Genomic DNA, 16,642 nt, shown 5'->3' on the forward strand with positions numbered 1-16,642 from the left:
AAGTACTACCTGTGTAATAGTACTTCAGTGGAAGGGACGTGTAATGCTGGAAGTAGAGTCTAAAACAGAGGTAAAGGTGACAAGGAAGGGCCAGACAACCATACCAGTTAAGCTCAGACGAAAATACAAAATTGAAGAGGGCACAAAACTCCAAGTTACCGACACAGGCGATGGAATATTATTAAGACGCAGATTAACCACAGTCGACCTCTTTGGTTCAGGCGCCGGCACTGCTACTGTAGAAGAAGTAAATAAACTGCTTGATGAACTCAGGGCTCAAGATGAATAGGGCTGTTTTTGATACACGGTTTTTTATGGCTGGCTATTATTCGACAAATGAAGTTCAGACAAAGAAGCTGGGCGAGAAGGTTAGGTCTACAAAAGAAAGGTTTGTCTCTGCGGTAGTTTTACATGAGGTTTACCAGATTTCGCTTCGGAAGAATGGTAGCGATACGGCTAAGCTTAGAACGGCTTTGGTTGAAAAGGACTTTGAAGTAATCGCTGTTACTGCTGATATTGCAAAGTCGTCTGCTGAGTTAAGGTCAAAATATGACCTGTCGATGGCTGATAGCATAATAGCCGCAACAGCGCTCTCATTAAAAGCGACTTGTCTTTCTGATGACCCTCACTTTAAGGCTGTTAAAGAAATTAAAACTGACTGGATTTAACAACCGTAAATAACTTAGGCTAAAGGGTTCCCCCAGGCATCCAAAAAGCAGTATTCCGTCAGTTTCTTTCGGGAAGGAGCAGATGGGTGCTCAGCGGCGTAGCCCAGCGTAATGAATGCCTGCGGCTCAACAGATTGGGGGATTTGGAGGATTTCCCGCACTTTATCCTTGCAGAAGGCCGGGGCACAGTACCAGCAGCCGCCCAACCCCGCGGAGTAGGCTGCCAAAAGAAGATTCTGCAACCCCGCACCTAAACTCGCCACCGCCAAATCATGCTCCAAACCCTGACGCTCCGCATCGGGGAACCTGCGCAGCCCCTCCATAGTCAGGCAAGCCAAAACCAGCGCTGGCGCCTCGGCAAACCGTTCCACCCGTTCCCTGCGTATGGCGGCATCTGGCTTTTTGCCGTCCCGCAGCAAATCCGCAGCCCACGCCTCCGCAAGCGCCTCCGCCAACGCCCGCTTAACCTTGGGGTCCTGCAGAATTATGAAGCGCCAGGGTTGGCTGTTATGCGCCGAGGGCGCCCAGCCTGCAGCCTCCAAAACCCCCAAGACCGCTTCAAGGGGAACTGGTTTAGGCTGGTATCTGCGGATGCTACGCCGCCCCACGATGGCATCATGCATGTGTGTCATAGAAGAAAGTATGGGTGGGTTGGTTTTTATGCCTATTTGAGGTTGGGTTCCAAAATCACTTTCAGCGAGTTGCCTGCCTCAGCCATCAAGCGGAAGCCCTCCTGCGCCTCGTAGAGGGGTAGCCGATGCGTAATCATGTCCTTCACGTCGAGTTCGCCGGTTGCCAGCACCCGCAGGGAATCTTCGATGTCGTTGGGGGCGGCGCCGTAGCTGGTGCGCATGGTGATTTCGTTGCGCCAGAACTGGTTAATGGGCACCGGCAGCTTCACCGTGGGGTCAGGCACCGCGAAGAAGAGGATGGTTCCGCCGTTCTCCACGCAGTCCATCGAAGCCGTCGCCGCGGAGGTGGCGCCTGTGCAGACGATAACTTGATCAGCTAGATGGCCGTCGTTGACTTCTTTGAGTTTCTCAGCAAGGTTATCTCGCGCGTCAAGTGCGTGGTGGGCCCCGAATTTTTTGGCCAGCTCCAATCGGTAGGGGTTGATGTCGGCTACGATGATGCGTTCGACTCCCCTGAATTTGGCAAGCTGCACATGCAGTATCCCTGAGATGCCGCTGCCGATGATAAGCACGGTGTCGTCGCCTTTAAGCCCCGAGAGCCGCTGTCCCCGCGAAACGCAGGCAAGGGGCTCGATGAAGGTGCCCTCCTCATAGCTCATGGCGTCGGGGAGCTTGTAGATGCCGTATTGCACGTTGATTTTAGGCACCAAAACGTACTGGCTGAAGCCCCCGGGGTAATAGTTGGTGGTGTGCAGGGTATGGCAGGCGGTGTGGTTGCCGCGTTTGCAGTGGCGGCAGCTAAAGCAGGGCACGTGGTGGCTGACAAAGACGCGGTCGCCCTCCCTGTAGCCCTGCACTTTGCTGCCGACCTCCGTTAGGATGCCTGTGGCTTCATGCCCCAGTACCCGCGGCGCCTTAGGCACACGGTACCATTCGATGACGTCGCTGCCGCAGATGCCGCTCGCCATCACCTTAAGCACAACTTCCTCCTCGCCAGCGTGGGGCTGGGGGATCTCCTGTACTCTTACGTCGTGGTTGTTGTAGTAGAAAGCCGCAAGCATCAAAATCACCGGGATGCGGGTTAGGCTTTGCCCGCGATGATTTGCTGGTAGAGGTCGTCGGCTTCCGCGGCGCTGTAGCCTTCATGGATGACGGCGCGGATGGCTCGGATCGAGGCGACTGGATGCTGGGTTTGCCAGATGTTTCTGCCTAAATTCACGCCGACTGCGCCTTTCTGGATGCCGTCGTAGACGAAGTCAAAGACCTCCCGCTGCGTCTCGGTGCGTGGACCACCCGCGATGACGATGGGTACGGGGCAGCCCTCCACGACCTTCTCAAAGTTTTCCTTGCAGTAATAGGTTTTGACTACGCGTGCGCCGATTTCCGCGGCGATGCGGGCAGACAGCGCAAGGTAGCGGGCTTCACGTTTCTCAAGTTCCTTGCCCACCGCGCACACAGCCATAACGGGTACACCGTACTCTTCGCATTCATCGACGAGTTTAGAGAGGTTGGTTAAGCTCTTGTTTTCGTATTTGGTGCCGACAAACACGGACATGGAGACGGCGGAGGCGTTAAGCCGCAGGATCTCCTGGATGGATGTGACGAGGGATTCGTTGGCGAGGTCTTCGCCGACTACTGACACGGCGCCGCTGACCCGCATGATGATGGGTCTTTCGATGGCGGGGTCAATGCAGCTTCGCAGGACTCCGCGGGTGAGCATCAGGGCGTCTGCGTACTGGTGGATGGTTTGGATTGTTTTGGCGGGCTTCTCGAGGCAGTGGGTTGGGCCTTGGAAGTAGCCGTGGTCTATGGGTAAGAAGAGGGCTTTGCCGTCCCTCTGGATTAGTTTACTTAGGCGGTTTTTCATTCCCCATTCCATAATTATTTCTCCGACTGGAAGCTTTGGCTGCTGGGATAATTAACTTTATCCTTTAAGGAGTTTGCCCTGCCCCCCAAACACCTCGTCTCAAGCCCATAGCGGATGTGCAGTGGTTAAGAATTTTTATGAACAATTCACAACCACCCTTAAATAAAAATGGTCAATTAAAAAGAATAAATCTAAGGATAAGTGGAAAAATGTACAAATGCAAAGAATGCGACATAATTCTTGAAACCCGAGGAGAAGCCACCGAGGACGGCACCAGCCTCTTCTACCAGTGCCCCAAATGCAAAAACATCGAACTCCACACCAAACAGTACAGCCACGGTGGCGGCCTCAGGCTAACCTACCCCTAAACACCCTACTTTGAGGCAGGCTTCACAATCAAGTAGCCCTTCTCGATGAGCCAATGATGGAACTGCCAGGTGGTGTAGAGGCAGTTGCTGCCGCATTGTTTGCGGGTGGCTTCGTATTCGGCTGAGCCTTCGGTTTGGCTGTTGAGTTTTAGCTGCACGGGGCATTGGATGTCTTTGCAGAATTCTCTGCGTTTATACTCCACGTAGCCTTGCGGGATCATATTTATCAGCCGATAATCCACGACTAAACCATATAAGCCTTCAGATTGCGTGTTTAGCCAACCAGCAGCTCATTCCAGAGGTGTCTGCGGTTAACCAGGCATAAGGTTCCGATGAGCGCAACCGTCACCACTTCCACAATAAGAGACGCCGTCGGTGCCCCCCCGAATAGCGGCGTGATGGGGCTGGGGGTCTGGTACATGCTTAAGAAAGGCCAGAAGAGGGGGTTAAACGTGTGGTTAGCTACGTCAAAGAGCACATGGGAGAGCACGCCGATAAGGCAGCTGACAGCCAGCGTCGTCGACAAAGTGCAGTTCTGCTTTAATTTATCCTTATTAACCGGAAAAATAGCGCCTACCAGGGGCCGATAAAGCAGCACCGTTATGGCGACTGCTAGAAGAGTGCCCAGGGTTAAGCCGCCGATTAGGCTGTGGAGCACCATTCTGTCTTCTTTTCCGGTGAGCAGCCAGATGAAGAGCACTTCAAGGTCCGGCACCATCGCGCCCACGATTAAGCCGGGCAGGCTTAGGCGGGCTTTGCCTCCCAGCATGTGGAGGAGTTTAGCTATGGGGTAATGCAGGGGCGTAACTGGCAAGCTGTCACCGCAGAGGTTTCTTCGCTAAACTATAAATTCCTATCCCCACTTGGCGCACGCATAGACTAGTACATTCGTTTACAAATATACCTTTTGTTTGTATGGAAAAAGTGATGTTATTCTATCTATTTTTTAGCTTAGGTTTGTTACGTTTAGCAATACAAAGGCTTAAAAACAAATCAAAGCAAAAAGGGGTAGGTGAAATAACATGCCATTATTCAACAATGAAATATTCTATTGCCCAAATACAGAATGTCCCAACGATAAAAAACTTAAACAAGAAGAAAAATGCCCCGAGTGTGGAAGTAACGCGCAAGGCTTTGGTTGGAGAGAAGCAACTAACATAATCACTGCGAAAAAAGAAAAGCAGCAAGCAGAAAAACAGAGGGAGAAAGAAGCAAAGCAAACTGAAAAAATCACTGAAAAAATAGAGGCAGGCACTATTGATTTGTTAGTTACGGAAAAAATGACGGATGAGGAAATTCAAAAAAAGAATTATTTGGATATGGTGAACTTGATTAAGCATGAGGCCGGCACTGGATGGATGCGGGCAGGCACAATAATGTCTGGAAATACTACGGATATGATTTTGGGGGCTGGGCTTAAAGCAATCATCGACCAAAATAAAATTTTGATTAGGCAAAACGAGTTGATTCTTAGGGCGCTAAATAAGGAAACAGGTATTCATTAGTTTGATTTTCCCTATTTTCTTTCTTCTGCTAAATGCGGAAGCAGAGTTGATATAGCAGTAAATCAGGTTTTCTCACCGATCTTAGACAAGAATTGTTTGATTAATTCCTCGTCGGTTGATATGCCTTTTTGATTGTGTTTTCTTGCGCGTGAAAGTATCAGTTTAAAACCGTCCAATTTTTTTCCAGTGGACAAGTATTCTTTGATGATTTCCCTTTCATTTGGTGTTAGGATGTAGTCTCTCAAACAGGTTATCCCTTCTAAAGCTTCTTTGTCTTTGTATCTATTTAAGGTTTCTTTTGTTGTTTTGATTGTCTGGTATCAATGATAGATACCTTAATAAGAAACGATGTGTTTTACTGGTATCAGTGATTGATACTTAACGGTGAATAACATGATGAGTCAACAAACAACCCAAACAAAAACTCCTCAAATCACCCCGATAAAATGTGAAAACGCATCCCCCATCCGAGAAGGCCGCATCTACTGCTGGCGCCTCCAAGAATGGGTCCACATAGAAAACTGTACCTGCAGCCCAGTTAACCGCCAACGGGCTTCAATGGAGTGGTAAACATGGCGAAGTACACTGAAGCAGACATCAACCGTATCCTTAACCTCAAAGGCTGGATAGGCGCAACAATCGACGTCTTCAACCTCTACGGTGTCCTAACCATCGGAGTCTCCTCAGATCCCGGACAATGGGAAATCGCCCAGAGAACATACAGCGAAAACAAACTCCCCATATCTCTCAAAGACTTCGAAACCTGCCAAACAGAAGACGATGTACGAGCCGCATTCAACAGGGCAATCAAACATGCCGTTGCATCAATGATGTTCAGGGGCGAGGAAGCCTACACTCTGTAATCCCCTCAGTTTTTAGTGCTAACCTGAAAGGTGAAAAATATGAAAGTAGACAAACAAAACCTCAAACAAAAAAGTCCAGCGTTAATGAACTACCTGGAATGTGAATTAAACGAAAGCCAAAGCCTCGAAGAGTTCAAGCAGAAATTCGCTGATGTTAAAGCCATCTTTGAAGCAAGCAACGCTGCATCAAACGAGACTGCTCAAGCTGACAAAATAGACTTTATAGAATATGACCGTATCCTCGTGAGCAATGTATGTGAGAAAACGCAACAGATCATGGATGCAGTTGAAGCACTCAATGATTTCTGGCTTAACCTAATGCAAGGTTTCGTCGTCAGAGAAGGCAGTGAGGAAGTTGGAAGACCCCTGTTGAATGAGGAAAAACAGGCTCTCGTAGAGTTGCTCACTACTGGGAGTTCTTAAAATCTCTTTTTCCTCTTTTTGTGTTGTGAAATCAATGAGTGAAGCTTCAAACTCTAACACTTTAACATATTTTTTAACCCTACGTGCTACCCCTCAAACTTTCAAACAAATAAACAAGGCTATCGCGGATTCAGATACTTACCTCTTAAATTTAGAAGTTAAAAATCAAGGTCAGATAGAGACGGAACTCAACGAAACACTCCTCATAAAAGAAAAGCATCTGGAGTATGTTAAAGAGAACAGGAAACATGAAAAGGCTACTCAAAAACTCAATGAAGATTGGCAACGTTACTTAGATACATACCATAAGCATGAAGAAAAAAGCGAGACATATCCCCAGACAAACTGTTCGGTTGCAGCCCCTACGAACAGTTCAAAATGGAAACTTGAGCGAGAAAGCCCTTAGAACACCTCTCCACTATTCCCTTTTGAGTGTGAAACTTTATGGAGAATGAATCAAACCCTAAAATTCAACCAGACGAAAACTTGAAGTTTGGAGGCTTAATTGTTTATGCGAGTGATGAGGATTTCCAGCGAATCAAAGAGTATATCCTAACCCAAACCACCGCTAAACTAATCTATCAGCGAAAAAGCAGCGGCTACCTCAAAATTGAAGAGTCTCCGACGATGAGTTTTCTTTAGAAGAATGAAAAAGAGAAAGATGAAATCAGGGGGAACTGTGAAGCATCGATAACTTCACAGGCTCCGTTTTACCCTTCACATCAGGCAATGGATGCGGTGTAGAATCAGTGGCGAAGAACACGCTTAAAAGATCGCATATCAAAGCTGTTTCTTCATCCATATTTTTCGTTTTAGCCAGCAACTCCCTGAAGGGCACAGCTGTATAGAAGCAGCATTTGTTTGCCCGATTGGATGTACGCATGATTTTTAGTCCAATGGCCTGTATCTGGGTTTGAATCGCTGTTTTTGTTTGTTTGGTGTAGCTGATTTTGAGGAGTGTTCCTTCGGGGGTGAAGACTACTATGGGGTTAAGGCTTTTTATGGTTAGGGTTTTCTCGGTCATTTTAATACACATTCGTTACGCTTATCAGTATATTCGGGTCATAGCACAAAGTCATGTTTGAAGCGATGATTTCGGCTGAGTCATTCACGAGTCCATAGATGTCGATGGTGTCGCCTGCCTCCAAATTCTCGAAGTCATGGCTGATAGGCGGGGAAGCGTCACCGTAAATGTCTGTGATTTCCTCGACAGATTCATTGTTTAGGCGAATGTCGATTTGTCCATATAACCCGTAGGAGTAGACCTGCACCATCATGCGAATGGAACCAATGATGTCCTCGTTAATTTGAATCTGCTTCAAAAGGGTATAGTAGCCGTTGCTTGTTGGTTGTGCTTCATTGTTGTAGTTTCTGGGGGTGTTACTGGCGGTGTAGGTGACGCCGACTTCAGCGCGTATACGAATCGCTGCACTCCAGCTACCATCAGGCTGTAATATCCGCATGAAATAATCATCTTCTGTTGCGGTGCTGTGCCAATCTGTTGAGCCGTCCTCACTGTATTGGACAATGAAGCCAGACATCGAAATCGGGGTACTCCAACTCCCAATTAATGTCCCATCATAGGCTTGGTATGCCACAGACATCCAGAGCATCGCGGAGCCAGAGGGGAAACCGTCGCTCCATCCCGAGGGGATGCCGTTGCCCGTTGGGGTATCGGGTGCTGTGGCGCTGCGTTTGAATACGTGTTGTTTCTGGTTTCCGTCGTCGCCGTCGTTGCCGTCTGCTCCGTCTTCGCCGGGTGGACCCTGAGCGCCATCCTCGCCTACAATACGATATGCCTCACTGAATATTGGAGCTGTAGCATTATAATTCGCAAGAATCTCCTCAGCAGACAACGCACGATTATATATGCGCACTTCATCGATTATTCCTTTAAACGAAGTGCCTATATCGTCGCCACGTTTACCTACATATAAATCTGCAGTTGAATCGCGGATATCTGCGATAATGGTTCCTACCGTACTTTGTAACACAGCATTTATGTATATGCGTGATTTTTTATCTGCTCCAAATACTCCAGTCAGAAACACCCATTCATCAACAGCTAAAGCAGTATTGGCTACTGCATAACTGTTTTCGCCTGGGGTGTCATAGCAACTAAATCTGGGGATTCCGTCAGTTTCAGAATATAAAAAGTAATTATATCCTTTCCAAATGAATCCCGTGTTACCTATGATAATAGCTTTTACCCAGCATGAAACAGTAACTTCCTCAGTTGGGCTAAGAGCCTCTGAATCGGGAACTAAAACATATTTTGATACATCTGCAGCAGTGAAGTCTCGAGCATTTCCAAATTTGCCTTCCACAACCGATGCTCCCGTTACGGCGCCATTGTTTTCTTCTCCACTATAGTCGGTTGCGGCGTCTCCAGATACCTCATCTAACGGTAAATACAGTATTAAACCTGACATATCCAGTTGCGCAGGGAATGTTTTGGTTTTAGCGTAGATGTCGCCTTCTGCAAAGGTGTTATGCCAGTGGATTCCGTCGCTGCTATATATGGTTAATGATGATAGCCCTGATTCACCATCTGCCCCGTTATCTCCGCTAAGCTGCACCGGCGCACTCCAAACCCCCACCACCACATCCGTCGAAGACTGCGTACAAGTCGAAAGCCAAAGCGGATAACCATCTGGTTCAGGCGGCGACAGGCTCCAACCAGACGGCACCCCAGATTCAGCCGTAGGTGTCGCAGGCTGTGAAGCAGCGCGTTTATACACGTTCACGGGGTGCTGCCCAACAAAATCCGCGGGGTCTTGGTTGATGAAATACAGGTTGGCGTAGCTGGGGTCGTAGCCAATATCGAAATCGTATAATGTAAGCACCACATCATCCCATTCGTCACTCATGCCCCAGAGCTCCAACGTGTCGTTTTCCTCGAAGTTGGTTTGGTCTGTGTAGTGGCTTACAGGCGCTGTTTGCCCACCTGTGCGGAGTTCATTGTAGATTTCAACGCCGTTTTTGCGTAGGCTAATGTAGCTGCCAAAGTAGCCTTCCTTATCGGTAACCGACACGAACATGATGCGGATGGTGCCCTCGATTTTTTTGCCCACCCGGATTTCCTTAAGTTTAACGTATTGGGTGTGGTCAGAAGTGGATTTGAAGCTGCTGTTTGTATGGCGCACCGTATTAGAGGCAGTTATAGGGGTAGGCGGGAAGATGCCGAGGGATTGGAGATCCCCGAAGTCCTCAAGTAATTGCTCGTAAGTGGGTAACGCCGCATCAATCTCCACCTTGGATTTGCTGTTATGGCGGGTGATGCGCATGATGGGGTAGCTGCCATCCATATCCAAATAGGGGATAGAGACGGTTAGGGTGTCGCCGCTTACCCAGTCGATGCATTCCCCTGTGGGTAGAGTAAGGGGCACCGCAACGGATTCTTTGCTTTTAGCCAACTCGGCCGCTGCCAGTAAGTCGAGGGTGTCGGTGCCGGTGGCGTTGGAGGCGTTGATTACTTTGGTTCTGCCTGCTGTGCCTGCTTCGCCATAGATTATGTTGCCGTCTACGTCGGTTCCTCGGGCATAGATTTTTGTGTAGACCTGTTGGGGGTCGAGTTTGCGGGTGGGCTGAGCGATTACGCCGCTATAGCTCTGCGCCGACCCCTTGTCTGTGATGGATATGGTTAAGCCGTCTTCGACGATGGCTTTGCCCGTGTAGAGCGCAATTAATTCGATGACTTTCCAGCAGTCGGCTTTGTCGAAGCGGAGCCGTATAGTGTCGGTTGGGCATGAGCCAGCGGTTAAGCCGCATGTGGTGCATACAGCTGCGAATAACTCGTCGGCGTCTGTTCCTACACCTGCATCATAATAGGTGAAGGGGACACCATCGGCCTGTAGAAACGCAAGGGACAAGATTTTGCATCGGATGGTGAAGTAGGTGAGGTACTGGTAGAGGAGTTTCCCCGTGAACTTCACTGCGCCGCCGTAGAGGACTCGCACGGTCGGTTTGGTTTTGGCTAAGGCGAGGTTGGCTGCGGTGTTGACGAGGTAGCATTCTATAATGCGTTTCTGGTTGTATTCGTCGATGTCGCCGCTTCCGCCGAGTCTTGCAGCAAGTTTAACCCATGCGCTGCCAGTGTAATATTCAAAGGTGTAGCCTGCCAAACTATTCAGGCCTCCAGAACGTCGCTGCTGTTTGTTTGGGGAAGTTGGGGTTTTTGTTTTTCAGGGTTAAGATATGAACGCATGTTAGTCTACCTTAAAACTTTGGGCGAATACTCCTAAATCTTCGGGGGAGGCGCATGTGTTTGGATTCGAGTCTATCTTCCTTAGGGGTTTGGATGCGCCCTTCCCCCTTTGACTCTCGTATTATTCACGATGTCAACCAGAAAGCCAGCCCAAGAAAAATTAACGCGACAAAATATATTTCATGAGCAATAAGAAAAAAAATGTTTGGGAATATAGCTTAAGCTTCACCATGCTCTCTATGATGACTTAACCCGTTCATCTCCATGCATTCCTCACTATGATACAGCATCGGTTCAAAATGCGTATTCAGGGAGGTGCAGCCGGGGACCATGCATTTGATTCTGGCGCCGCTCGCCATGCCATGCCAACCATACCCCAAATTGGCTTTCTTATGAATTGGGCACTCTATTCGTGATAGTGCCCCCTGTTTTCCATAGTCGATTCGGAAGATGTTTAATGCATCACTGATTTTCTTTTTGCCGTATCTGGCGAGGATTTGCTGTTTCTTTAACGGGTTCCTCTCAAAATAGTATGCCAAGCACTCTTTTAGTTCGGCTTCGCTTAGCTGTTGACTGTGTCTTCCACGTTTTTTTCTTGGGGGTGCCGATGCAAGATTTGGGGCTGAAGCCGCTACGGCATCCGGGATGAAACTGAAAAGTGTAGTTTGGGGGTTCATGTTCAATCAAAAAATTTGGTGTTTATCAGCTGAGACTTGGCGTCCAACCGTTGCAGTGTCGAATGTAGTTTTTGAGTTGACGCTCACAATGCTTGAAGTATTCCAGTTCGGCTCGAGTGATGGCTACTTGATTTCTGCGGAGGAGTTTTATGCCTAAATATTCAGCGTCTTTTTCAAGCGTCTGTAAAGCAGAATCTTTGATTGTAGCCTCTACCGCATCATAATCATAAGTGTACCCTGAACGTTGCCCCTGAGCTTGCATCCAATCTTTAACTGATGGGTAATCGCGGAGTTCCTCAAGCGCGGAGTATAAGTCGCCTCCGTCGCCGTAGGCTGCGGTGTACTGGTGGATGGCGTCGCAGATTTGGAAAACATTGAATCGGCTGGTGGTTTTATGCCAGGTTCCCAGTTTAGAAAGGTGCTCTTTAACTTGAGTATATTCTGGGGGTAAACGAAAAGTTTGCTTCATGGTCTTTTAGGTAAAAAAGAAAGGATGAATGCAGGGTTACTGCTTCTGTTTTGAGGGGTCAAAGATTCGGATAGTGATGCCGTTTTCATCGACGGTTCTTTTGCGTAGTGTTCCGATAGGACAGGGCCGTTTCACGTGGACCTTAGCGACGTCAGATGGGCGATCCGGGAAAGGTTTAAAGTCACATTTCTCGCATACCCCAATTTTCTCTGGTGCATAGTGCATATCCCAGCAGTCTCGATAAGTTATGATTTCCTTTTCGAGTTCACTGATTTTACGTTTAAGACCAGTTACCTCCGAACATATCTCTGCTTTTTCGGCTTCTAAGTCGAATCCAAACTTTTTAGTTAAAAAGCGACAAATCGCTTCTAAGTCACTGTCGGCTTCACCGATGGCGTTGATCTGTTTGTTTAACTTGTAGATTTCTTGGCTTTTTTCGTCCTTTTTATTCCAGCAGAGCTGACGTTTCTTTTTTAATTCTTCTTGTTTGATTTCTTCAGGGGTTTTGGTTTTCATGGTGGTTCACTGATTTCTTGGGTTTAAACCCGAAACTGCTAAGGAGACATCGTCTTGGCACAGAAAAATCAATGTACAACGCGGTTTTACGCTTCCGTCTACAGCATCAACGAAGCGGAGCACACCGCCGAATTCTACCTTATGAATACTACTCCGAATCGCAACGGCTGGGAAGTCACTGAGAAGGGCCTTGCTGAAGCAGCACCCACCATCAAGGGTAAACCCATCGGTATGGGAGTAGGCTACCGCATCGATCAGCATTACCCCGATGAGGAATGTATGAACAGCGGCGAATTCGTAGCCTACCAGAAAAATGACAGTTACCTTTTAGCAACCGCGAAAATCACCGATGCAGCTTCCTGGCAGATGCTTAAAGACAAAAAACTGGCGGCTGTCAGCGTAGTTATCACTTACTACCAGAAACACTGTTCTGGCTGCAATGAAGACTTGATGCCCTACCAGAGCAGTGTGGACCAGCATCACTGCATCAAAGAAGGAGCTGGACACGAGGTGATATCCAGCTTCATTTTTCACCGCGTAGACTTCGTGGATGTGCCCGCTTATCCGCAGGCGGGTGTACTGGATATGTCTGCGCAGGCGGTTGCTGAATCAGCGCCGTTAACTGCCTTCGCATCATTTTATCAACAACAAAATCAATCAGGTGTAAAAAACACACCTGCTATGCATGTTAATGAACTAAAAATACCGCTTAAAGACGCCATAAACGCCCGACGCGCAGAATGGGGCTTTCCCCCCTCAACCACAGAATTCATAGCCACCGCCCAAGTTAACGACCCCTTAGAAGGAACACTATCGAAAAAGCAACTTAACTTCTTGAATTCAGAATATGAGAAAGCTAAACTTTACCTCAGCACACACCCCGATAATGCTTTGATGGCGGCGGTTGAGCGTCACCGCATGGAATTGGGGTTACATACCGCCGACTCTTCAAGTGGCCCCACGAATAGCCTGGATGCAGCGATAAAGCGACGCCGTGAAGAATTGGGCCTCTGCCTCTAATCGCGGAGAAAAAAGGAAAAGATGATGTTAGTTACTTACTCGGCTTTCCTCAAGTGTAGAAAAAAATGTGGAGAGGCATCCGGTTAGCTTTGGACGTCTATGAATTCCGTCACAGTCCACACTTGCGGAATGTTGCCCTTTGGGTGTTCTTCAACGGTTATCTTGGTCCAGCGTCTGCTTCTCCAGTAAGCTATTACCGCCAACGCGCCCTCTGTTGTTTCAACGTGTACCATGTAGATGTTTCTTCCACTGCCAAGGCAGCTTAGGCGTATTGGCCCCGCTTTTTTGATGTGGGGGAGCGCGCTGTTTTTTAGGGTTTGCTGTTTCTGGGTTAACTGTTTTGGTTTGGTTGGTTTCTGTGTTTTGTCTGACAATCTGATCTCCCGTGAAGTCTTGCATGATTCTGTTCGCTCCTTCATTTAGTTCAGTTTCTGTTGTCGTCTGTTGTTCACGCTCGGTGAGCGGCTTGGAAACGCCGCATAAACTCGCTGCCGGTCTCCTGTAACTCGAAAGGAAAAACACTGCTACGTCTAATAGACAATAAGTCATGGCTTTCTAAGAAGTCTAAATCCCGCTCGACAGTCCAGCGGGAAACGCTTAACGCCTCAGCTGCTTTTCCAACGCTGAATCTTTTAGTGATGTACCGCAAAGAGATTAATCGTTGACGTCTACGCTGAACATTTAGACTCGCTGACCTCTGCCTTTTTCTTATGATCTTAACGTTAGGTGCACTCAATCTCTGATTCTCCATGTCTGTGGAACCTCGAAACTTGCAGTTTCTTGCAATTCTGAGGTTAACCTATTCGGTGTTTATCTGCAACAAGCAGAGCAACTAACCACGCTTAACTACACAGAAAACCCGTAAGTGTATCTTTTTGTAGCATTTTTCTGTATATGTCGAGAAATGTCCAGTTTTTTTTGATGTTGTGTGATGTTTCTGGGGTAGGGTTTGGTAGCAATTAAGAAAAGAGAAAGAAAAGTTAGCGTTTTATGCTGGGATTGGTGGTTCCTCGGGGTATGGTGGCAGTTCTGGTTGGTCTTCGACGAATTTCACTCCTTGTGGCTCGTTCTCAAAGCGGTACATATTAAAGCAGTTTTGACAGCTGTAGTATGTTTGGCCGCTGCCCTTGTTGGAGGTCATTTTGACTTCTGCTTGTACTGCTTGGCACCTGTGACAGGTTTGGGTTTCCATGTATGGGTTGATTCGCCGGTAAAGGATGGTTTCTTTGCCATCCTTGCCATCCTTGCTATGCTCTAAAATGATGCCCCCTACACCATTTTCTGTTGTGTTACTGTCAGCATTGTAAGAGGTAAAAGAGGAATGGGTTTTGGAATTTAATAAAGTGTTATGGGGGGTATCGGTTTGAGGGGTGGCAAGGATAGCAAGCGTGGCAAAATTATTTGTTACCTTATAGGCTTCTATGAGTTTATTCGTAGAGAAGTAACCTCTTCCACCACGTGCTAAACCTGTTGAGACAAGCGCAGCAACCAGTGGAATTAACTGGTTTTTCTCGGTTAGGTCATAAGTGTTTTTCAAGTGATCTTTGGTGGTATATCCTGTAGTCACGAAGTCATCTAAGATAGCTATTAGTTTGCTACGTTCGATTGGTGCCCTAGATAATTTTTCTTCTATTTGCTTAACCAGTGCTTCGACATCATCAGGTGAAAGCTTTTCAAATCGGTGTTTTTGAGCTAAGATGTTTAAGCCTGCTTTGCTGTACTCTTCGGTAAGGAATTTAACGATTAAATCCACATGTTCCAATGTGACTGTCACTGTTTCATAGTCATCGGTTGATAGGGTCATGTTTGCTGCTGCGATGCTTAGTCTTGCAAGTTTAAACTTCATGTCGGCTGAAACCAATGGTATAGGCGCATAGTAGAATGTGTTGTACAGTTCTGTTGCTTTTGATAAAAGATAACTTAGTGCATCATTTGTGAATACTACGGTTGTGGTGTTGCTCCAGCACCATCTTAACGATTCGCTTAGTAGGGTATATTCTGGTTCTGGTTGTGTTGTAGGAATTTGATTGATTTTCTCGGGCGGTACATCTCGGCTATCGACAAATACGGCTAAGTCTCGTCGTGCGATGGTTGTGGGGTCTGCAATTGTAGGGTATGCCTGTGCTGGATAGAGGAAGTCGCTTAGTTGTTTGGTGGGGTATCCGGGGGTTTCTTTGTCGAGAGCATTGTAGATTTTGATTTGTCTGGTGTGTGCTGGTACTATTGCTTTTGCGGCTTTGCTGATGTTTAAAATGCCATCTCTTTCGGCTTCGGCGGTTTTTGCCCATTCCCATGGGGGAATTTTGTGGCAGCCATCCATAGCTAAGAGTTTACAGTCCATTAATGGTAGATAGCCCCAGTCAACGAACCATGCGCCATTTTCCATCTGTGAAACTGCGCCTATTACGCCTGCAATGCTTGCGGTTTCGGCTGAGATTACCATGCCTGCGTTTAGGCTTCTTGCTATTTTTTTGACGGTTTCACTTTTGCCTGTAGTTGAGTCACCGATGATATCCGCAAGGCCCCAGCCATGTTGTATGTCATTATATAGTTCGACTCGTAAGGGCGAAAAATAGGTTAGGTATACGGCTGCCGCAACATTTCTGCGTCCTATTATCTGTGTATAGAGTTCAGCGTTATCCAACACCCAATTCCAACGCTCTTGCATTGATAAGCAGTCGAATTTGTTTTTTAGTTGGGTTAAAGCGCTTATGTTGAAGTGTTCTGTGGCTTCTGGAAACTCTACTTTATACGCTAATAGGGTGGTGCGTTGTGTTTTGGGGTTGGGTAAGGGGATGCCTGTTAGGTTGATTTTGGTGGATGATTGGAAGGTCAAGGGTTTTTCGGTTACGATGTAGATGTCATAGTGTTTGTATTCTCTACCTTGTTCGTCGATTTGTTTGTTGCCATCTTGTTTGATGGCTTGGACTGGTGGGCGTACTCGTATCAAGTAAGCCGTGCGATATTTTTTGATTCTTAGGTTGGTTACTTTGCAGTTTTCATCCATGAATAACCGTTTTAGTCTACGTTCCTGTGCTTCAAGGGCTATATCGATTAACGCAAGGTTGATGGGGTCTTTGGGGTTGATGGTTGTTGATGTGGGATAGTTTTCATACTCACCATCTGGGCCGCTTGTTTTGATGAGTTTATCGGCTGCTATCTCGGCAGGTATTGGGTAGCTTATGCTGTTGCTGGAAACTATACCTGGCACCGTGACGGTTTTGCCGATGTATTGTGGGTTTTCAATATCGTTAATGTGGTTAAGAAGGATGGATGGTTCCTCTGCTTTTTCTGCCTGTTCTCTTTCTTTGTACCATTGTTGTCTGGCTTCGTTTATGGCTGTTTTTTCTGCGTTTAAGAGTTTATTGAGAATGGGAGATGTTGTTTCCGTCTGCTGTGCTGTAGCTGTCATTATCTAAAGCTCCGT

General features: G+C 47.3%; 22 protein-coding genes. 10 read left to right on the plus strand and 12 right to left on the minus strand.

Annotated elements, in window-relative coordinates:
• Positions 1 to 43 precede the first annotated feature (43 nt).
• Both NWE93_11240 and NWE93_11245 read left to right on the plus strand, forming a co-directional pair.
• Positions 44 to 289 carry an AbrB/MazE/SpoVT family DNA-binding domain-containing protein gene (locus tag NWE93_11240; protein MCW4000803.1) on the plus strand — a complete coding sequence of 82 codons (246 nt, stop codon included), beginning with the start codon at positions 44 to 46 and terminating at the stop codon, positions 287 to 289.
• Positions 282 to 668: a PIN domain-containing protein gene (locus NWE93_11245; protein ID MCW4000804.1), complete on the plus strand. Its 387-nt coding sequence runs from the start codon at positions 282 to 284 to the stop codon at positions 666 to 668. The genes NWE93_11240 and NWE93_11245 overlap by 8 nt, the downstream gene beginning before the upstream one ends.
• A gap of 14 nt (positions 669 to 682) precedes the next feature.
• On the opposite strand, the gene NWE93_11250 is transcribed toward NWE93_11245, so the two are convergent.
• From NWE93_11250 to lsrF, 3 genes are read right to left on the minus strand one after another with little or no spacing between them, the layout of a single operon-like run.
• Complete coding sequence (locus NWE93_11250) at positions 683 to 1,291, minus strand: nitroreductase family protein (protein ID MCW4000805.1); 609 nt, start codon at positions 1,289 to 1,291, stop codon at positions 683 to 685.
• 41 nt (positions 1,292 to 1,332) lie between these two features.
• Positions 1,333 to 2,361 carry a zinc-dependent dehydrogenase gene (locus NWE93_11255; protein MCW4000806.1) on the minus strand — a complete coding sequence of 343 codons (1,029 nt, stop codon included), beginning with the start codon at positions 2,359 to 2,361 and terminating at the stop codon, positions 1,333 to 1,335.
• A gap of 20 nt (positions 2,362 to 2,381) precedes the next feature.
• Positions 2,382 to 3,179, minus strand: coding sequence for a 3-hydroxy-5-phosphonooxypentane-2,4-dione thiolase (gene lsrF, locus NWE93_11260; protein ID MCW4000807.1), 798 nt, complete (start codon positions 3,177 to 3,179; stop codon positions 2,382 to 2,384).
• 197 nt (positions 3,180 to 3,376) lie between these two features.
• Between lsrF and NWE93_11265 the strand changes: the two genes are divergently transcribed.
• A complete protein-coding gene (locus NWE93_11265) occupies positions 3,377 to 3,535 on the plus strand; it encodes a hypothetical protein (protein MCW4000808.1) in 159 nt (52 codons plus the stop codon).
• Positions 3,536 to 3,540: 5 nt separating this feature from the next.
• Here the strand turns inward: NWE93_11265 and NWE93_11270 are convergent, their stop codons facing one another.
• Entirely contained in the window at positions 3,541 to 3,756 is a 216-nt protein-coding gene (locus tag NWE93_11270) for a hypothetical protein (GenBank protein ID MCW4000809.1), read from the minus strand.
• 53 nt (positions 3,757 to 3,809) lie between these two features.
• Positions 3,810 to 4,349: a DUF4184 family protein gene (locus NWE93_11275; GenBank protein MCW4000810.1), complete on the minus strand. Its 540-nt coding sequence runs from the start codon at positions 4,347 to 4,349 to the stop codon at positions 3,810 to 3,812.
• Between the two features lie 208 nt (positions 4,350 to 4,557).
• Here NWE93_11275 and NWE93_11280 point away from each other — a divergent pair, with 208 nt between their 5' ends.
• From NWE93_11280 to NWE93_11305, 6 genes are all read left to right on the plus strand, one after another.
• Complete coding sequence (locus tag NWE93_11280) at positions 4,558 to 5,040, plus strand: hypothetical protein (GenBank protein MCW4000811.1); 483 nt, start codon at positions 4,558 to 4,560, stop codon at positions 5,038 to 5,040.
• 393 nt (positions 5,041 to 5,433) lie between these two features.
• Positions 5,434 to 5,610 (plus strand): hypothetical protein, encoded by a 177-nt coding sequence (locus NWE93_11285; GenBank protein ID MCW4000812.1) that lies wholly within the window; start codon positions 5,434 to 5,436, stop codon positions 5,608 to 5,610.
• A 2-nt stretch (positions 5,611 to 5,612) separates the two neighbouring features.
• Entirely contained in the window at positions 5,613 to 5,903 is a 291-nt protein-coding gene (locus NWE93_11290) for a hypothetical protein (protein MCW4000813.1), read from the plus strand.
• A 39-nt stretch (positions 5,904 to 5,942) separates the two neighbouring features.
• On the plus strand, positions 5,943 to 6,326 hold the full coding sequence (locus NWE93_11295) for a hypothetical protein (GenBank protein MCW4000814.1): 384 nt from the start codon (positions 5,943 to 5,945) through the stop codon (positions 6,324 to 6,326).
• 34 nt (positions 6,327 to 6,360) lie between these two features.
• Positions 6,361 to 6,732, plus strand: a complete 372-nt coding sequence (locus NWE93_11300; GenBank protein MCW4000815.1) for a hypothetical protein — start codon at positions 6,361 to 6,363, stop codon at positions 6,730 to 6,732.
• Between the two features lie 38 nt (positions 6,733 to 6,770).
• Positions 6,771 to 6,968 carry a hypothetical protein gene (locus NWE93_11305; GenBank protein MCW4000816.1) on the plus strand — a complete coding sequence of 66 codons (198 nt, stop codon included), beginning with the start codon at positions 6,771 to 6,773 and terminating at the stop codon, positions 6,966 to 6,968.
• Positions 6,969 to 6,993: 25 nt separating this feature from the next.
• Here the strand turns inward: NWE93_11305 and NWE93_11310 are convergent, their stop codons facing one another.
• From NWE93_11310 to NWE93_11330, 5 genes are all read right to left on the minus strand, one after another.
• The gene (locus NWE93_11310) at positions 6,994 to 7,350 is read right to left on the minus strand and encodes a hypothetical protein (protein ID MCW4000817.1); all 357 of its coding nucleotides are present in this window, start codon (positions 7,348 to 7,350) and stop codon (positions 6,994 to 6,996) included.
• Between the two features lies 1 nt (position 7,351).
• Positions 7,352 to 10,450: a LamG domain-containing protein gene (locus NWE93_11315; GenBank protein MCW4000818.1), complete on the minus strand. Its 3,099-nt coding sequence runs from the start codon at positions 10,448 to 10,450 to the stop codon at positions 7,352 to 7,354.
• A 301-nt stretch (positions 10,451 to 10,751) separates the two neighbouring features.
• Positions 10,752 to 11,210, minus strand: a complete 459-nt coding sequence (locus NWE93_11320; protein ID MCW4000819.1) for a hypothetical protein — start codon at positions 11,208 to 11,210, stop codon at positions 10,752 to 10,754.
• 25 nt (positions 11,211 to 11,235) lie between these two features.
• A complete protein-coding gene (locus tag NWE93_11325; GenBank protein MCW4000820.1) occupies positions 11,236 to 11,679 on the minus strand; it encodes a hypothetical protein in 444 nt (147 codons plus the stop codon).
• A 36-nt stretch (positions 11,680 to 11,715) separates the two neighbouring features.
• Positions 11,716 to 12,195 (minus strand): hypothetical protein, encoded by a 480-nt coding sequence (locus tag NWE93_11330; protein ID MCW4000821.1) that lies wholly within the window; start codon positions 12,193 to 12,195, stop codon positions 11,716 to 11,718.
• 54 nt (positions 12,196 to 12,249) lie between these two features.
• On the opposite strand from NWE93_11330, the gene NWE93_11335 reads away from it, so the two are divergent.
• Positions 12,250 to 13,215: a hypothetical protein gene (locus tag NWE93_11335; GenBank protein ID MCW4000822.1), complete on the plus strand. Its 966-nt coding sequence runs from the start codon at positions 12,250 to 12,252 to the stop codon at positions 13,213 to 13,215.
• Positions 13,216 to 13,298: 83 nt separating this feature from the next.
• On the opposite strand, the gene NWE93_11340 is transcribed toward NWE93_11335, so the two are convergent.
• Together NWE93_11340 and NWE93_11345 are read right to left on the minus strand one after the other, a co-directional pair.
• Complete coding sequence (locus NWE93_11340; protein ID MCW4000823.1) at positions 13,299 to 13,589, minus strand: hypothetical protein; 291 nt, start codon at positions 13,587 to 13,589, stop codon at positions 13,299 to 13,301.
• A 614-nt stretch (positions 13,590 to 14,203) separates the two neighbouring features.
• Entirely contained in the window at positions 14,204 to 16,627 is a 2,424-nt protein-coding gene (locus NWE93_11345) for a hypothetical protein (GenBank protein ID MCW4000824.1), read from the minus strand.
• Between the last annotated feature and the right edge of the window lie 15 nt (positions 16,628 to 16,642).

The organism is Candidatus Bathyarchaeota archaeon (assembly GCA_026014735.1).
Lineage (GTDB): Archaea > Thermoproteota > Bathyarchaeia > Bathyarchaeales > Bathycorpusculaceae > Bathycorpusculum.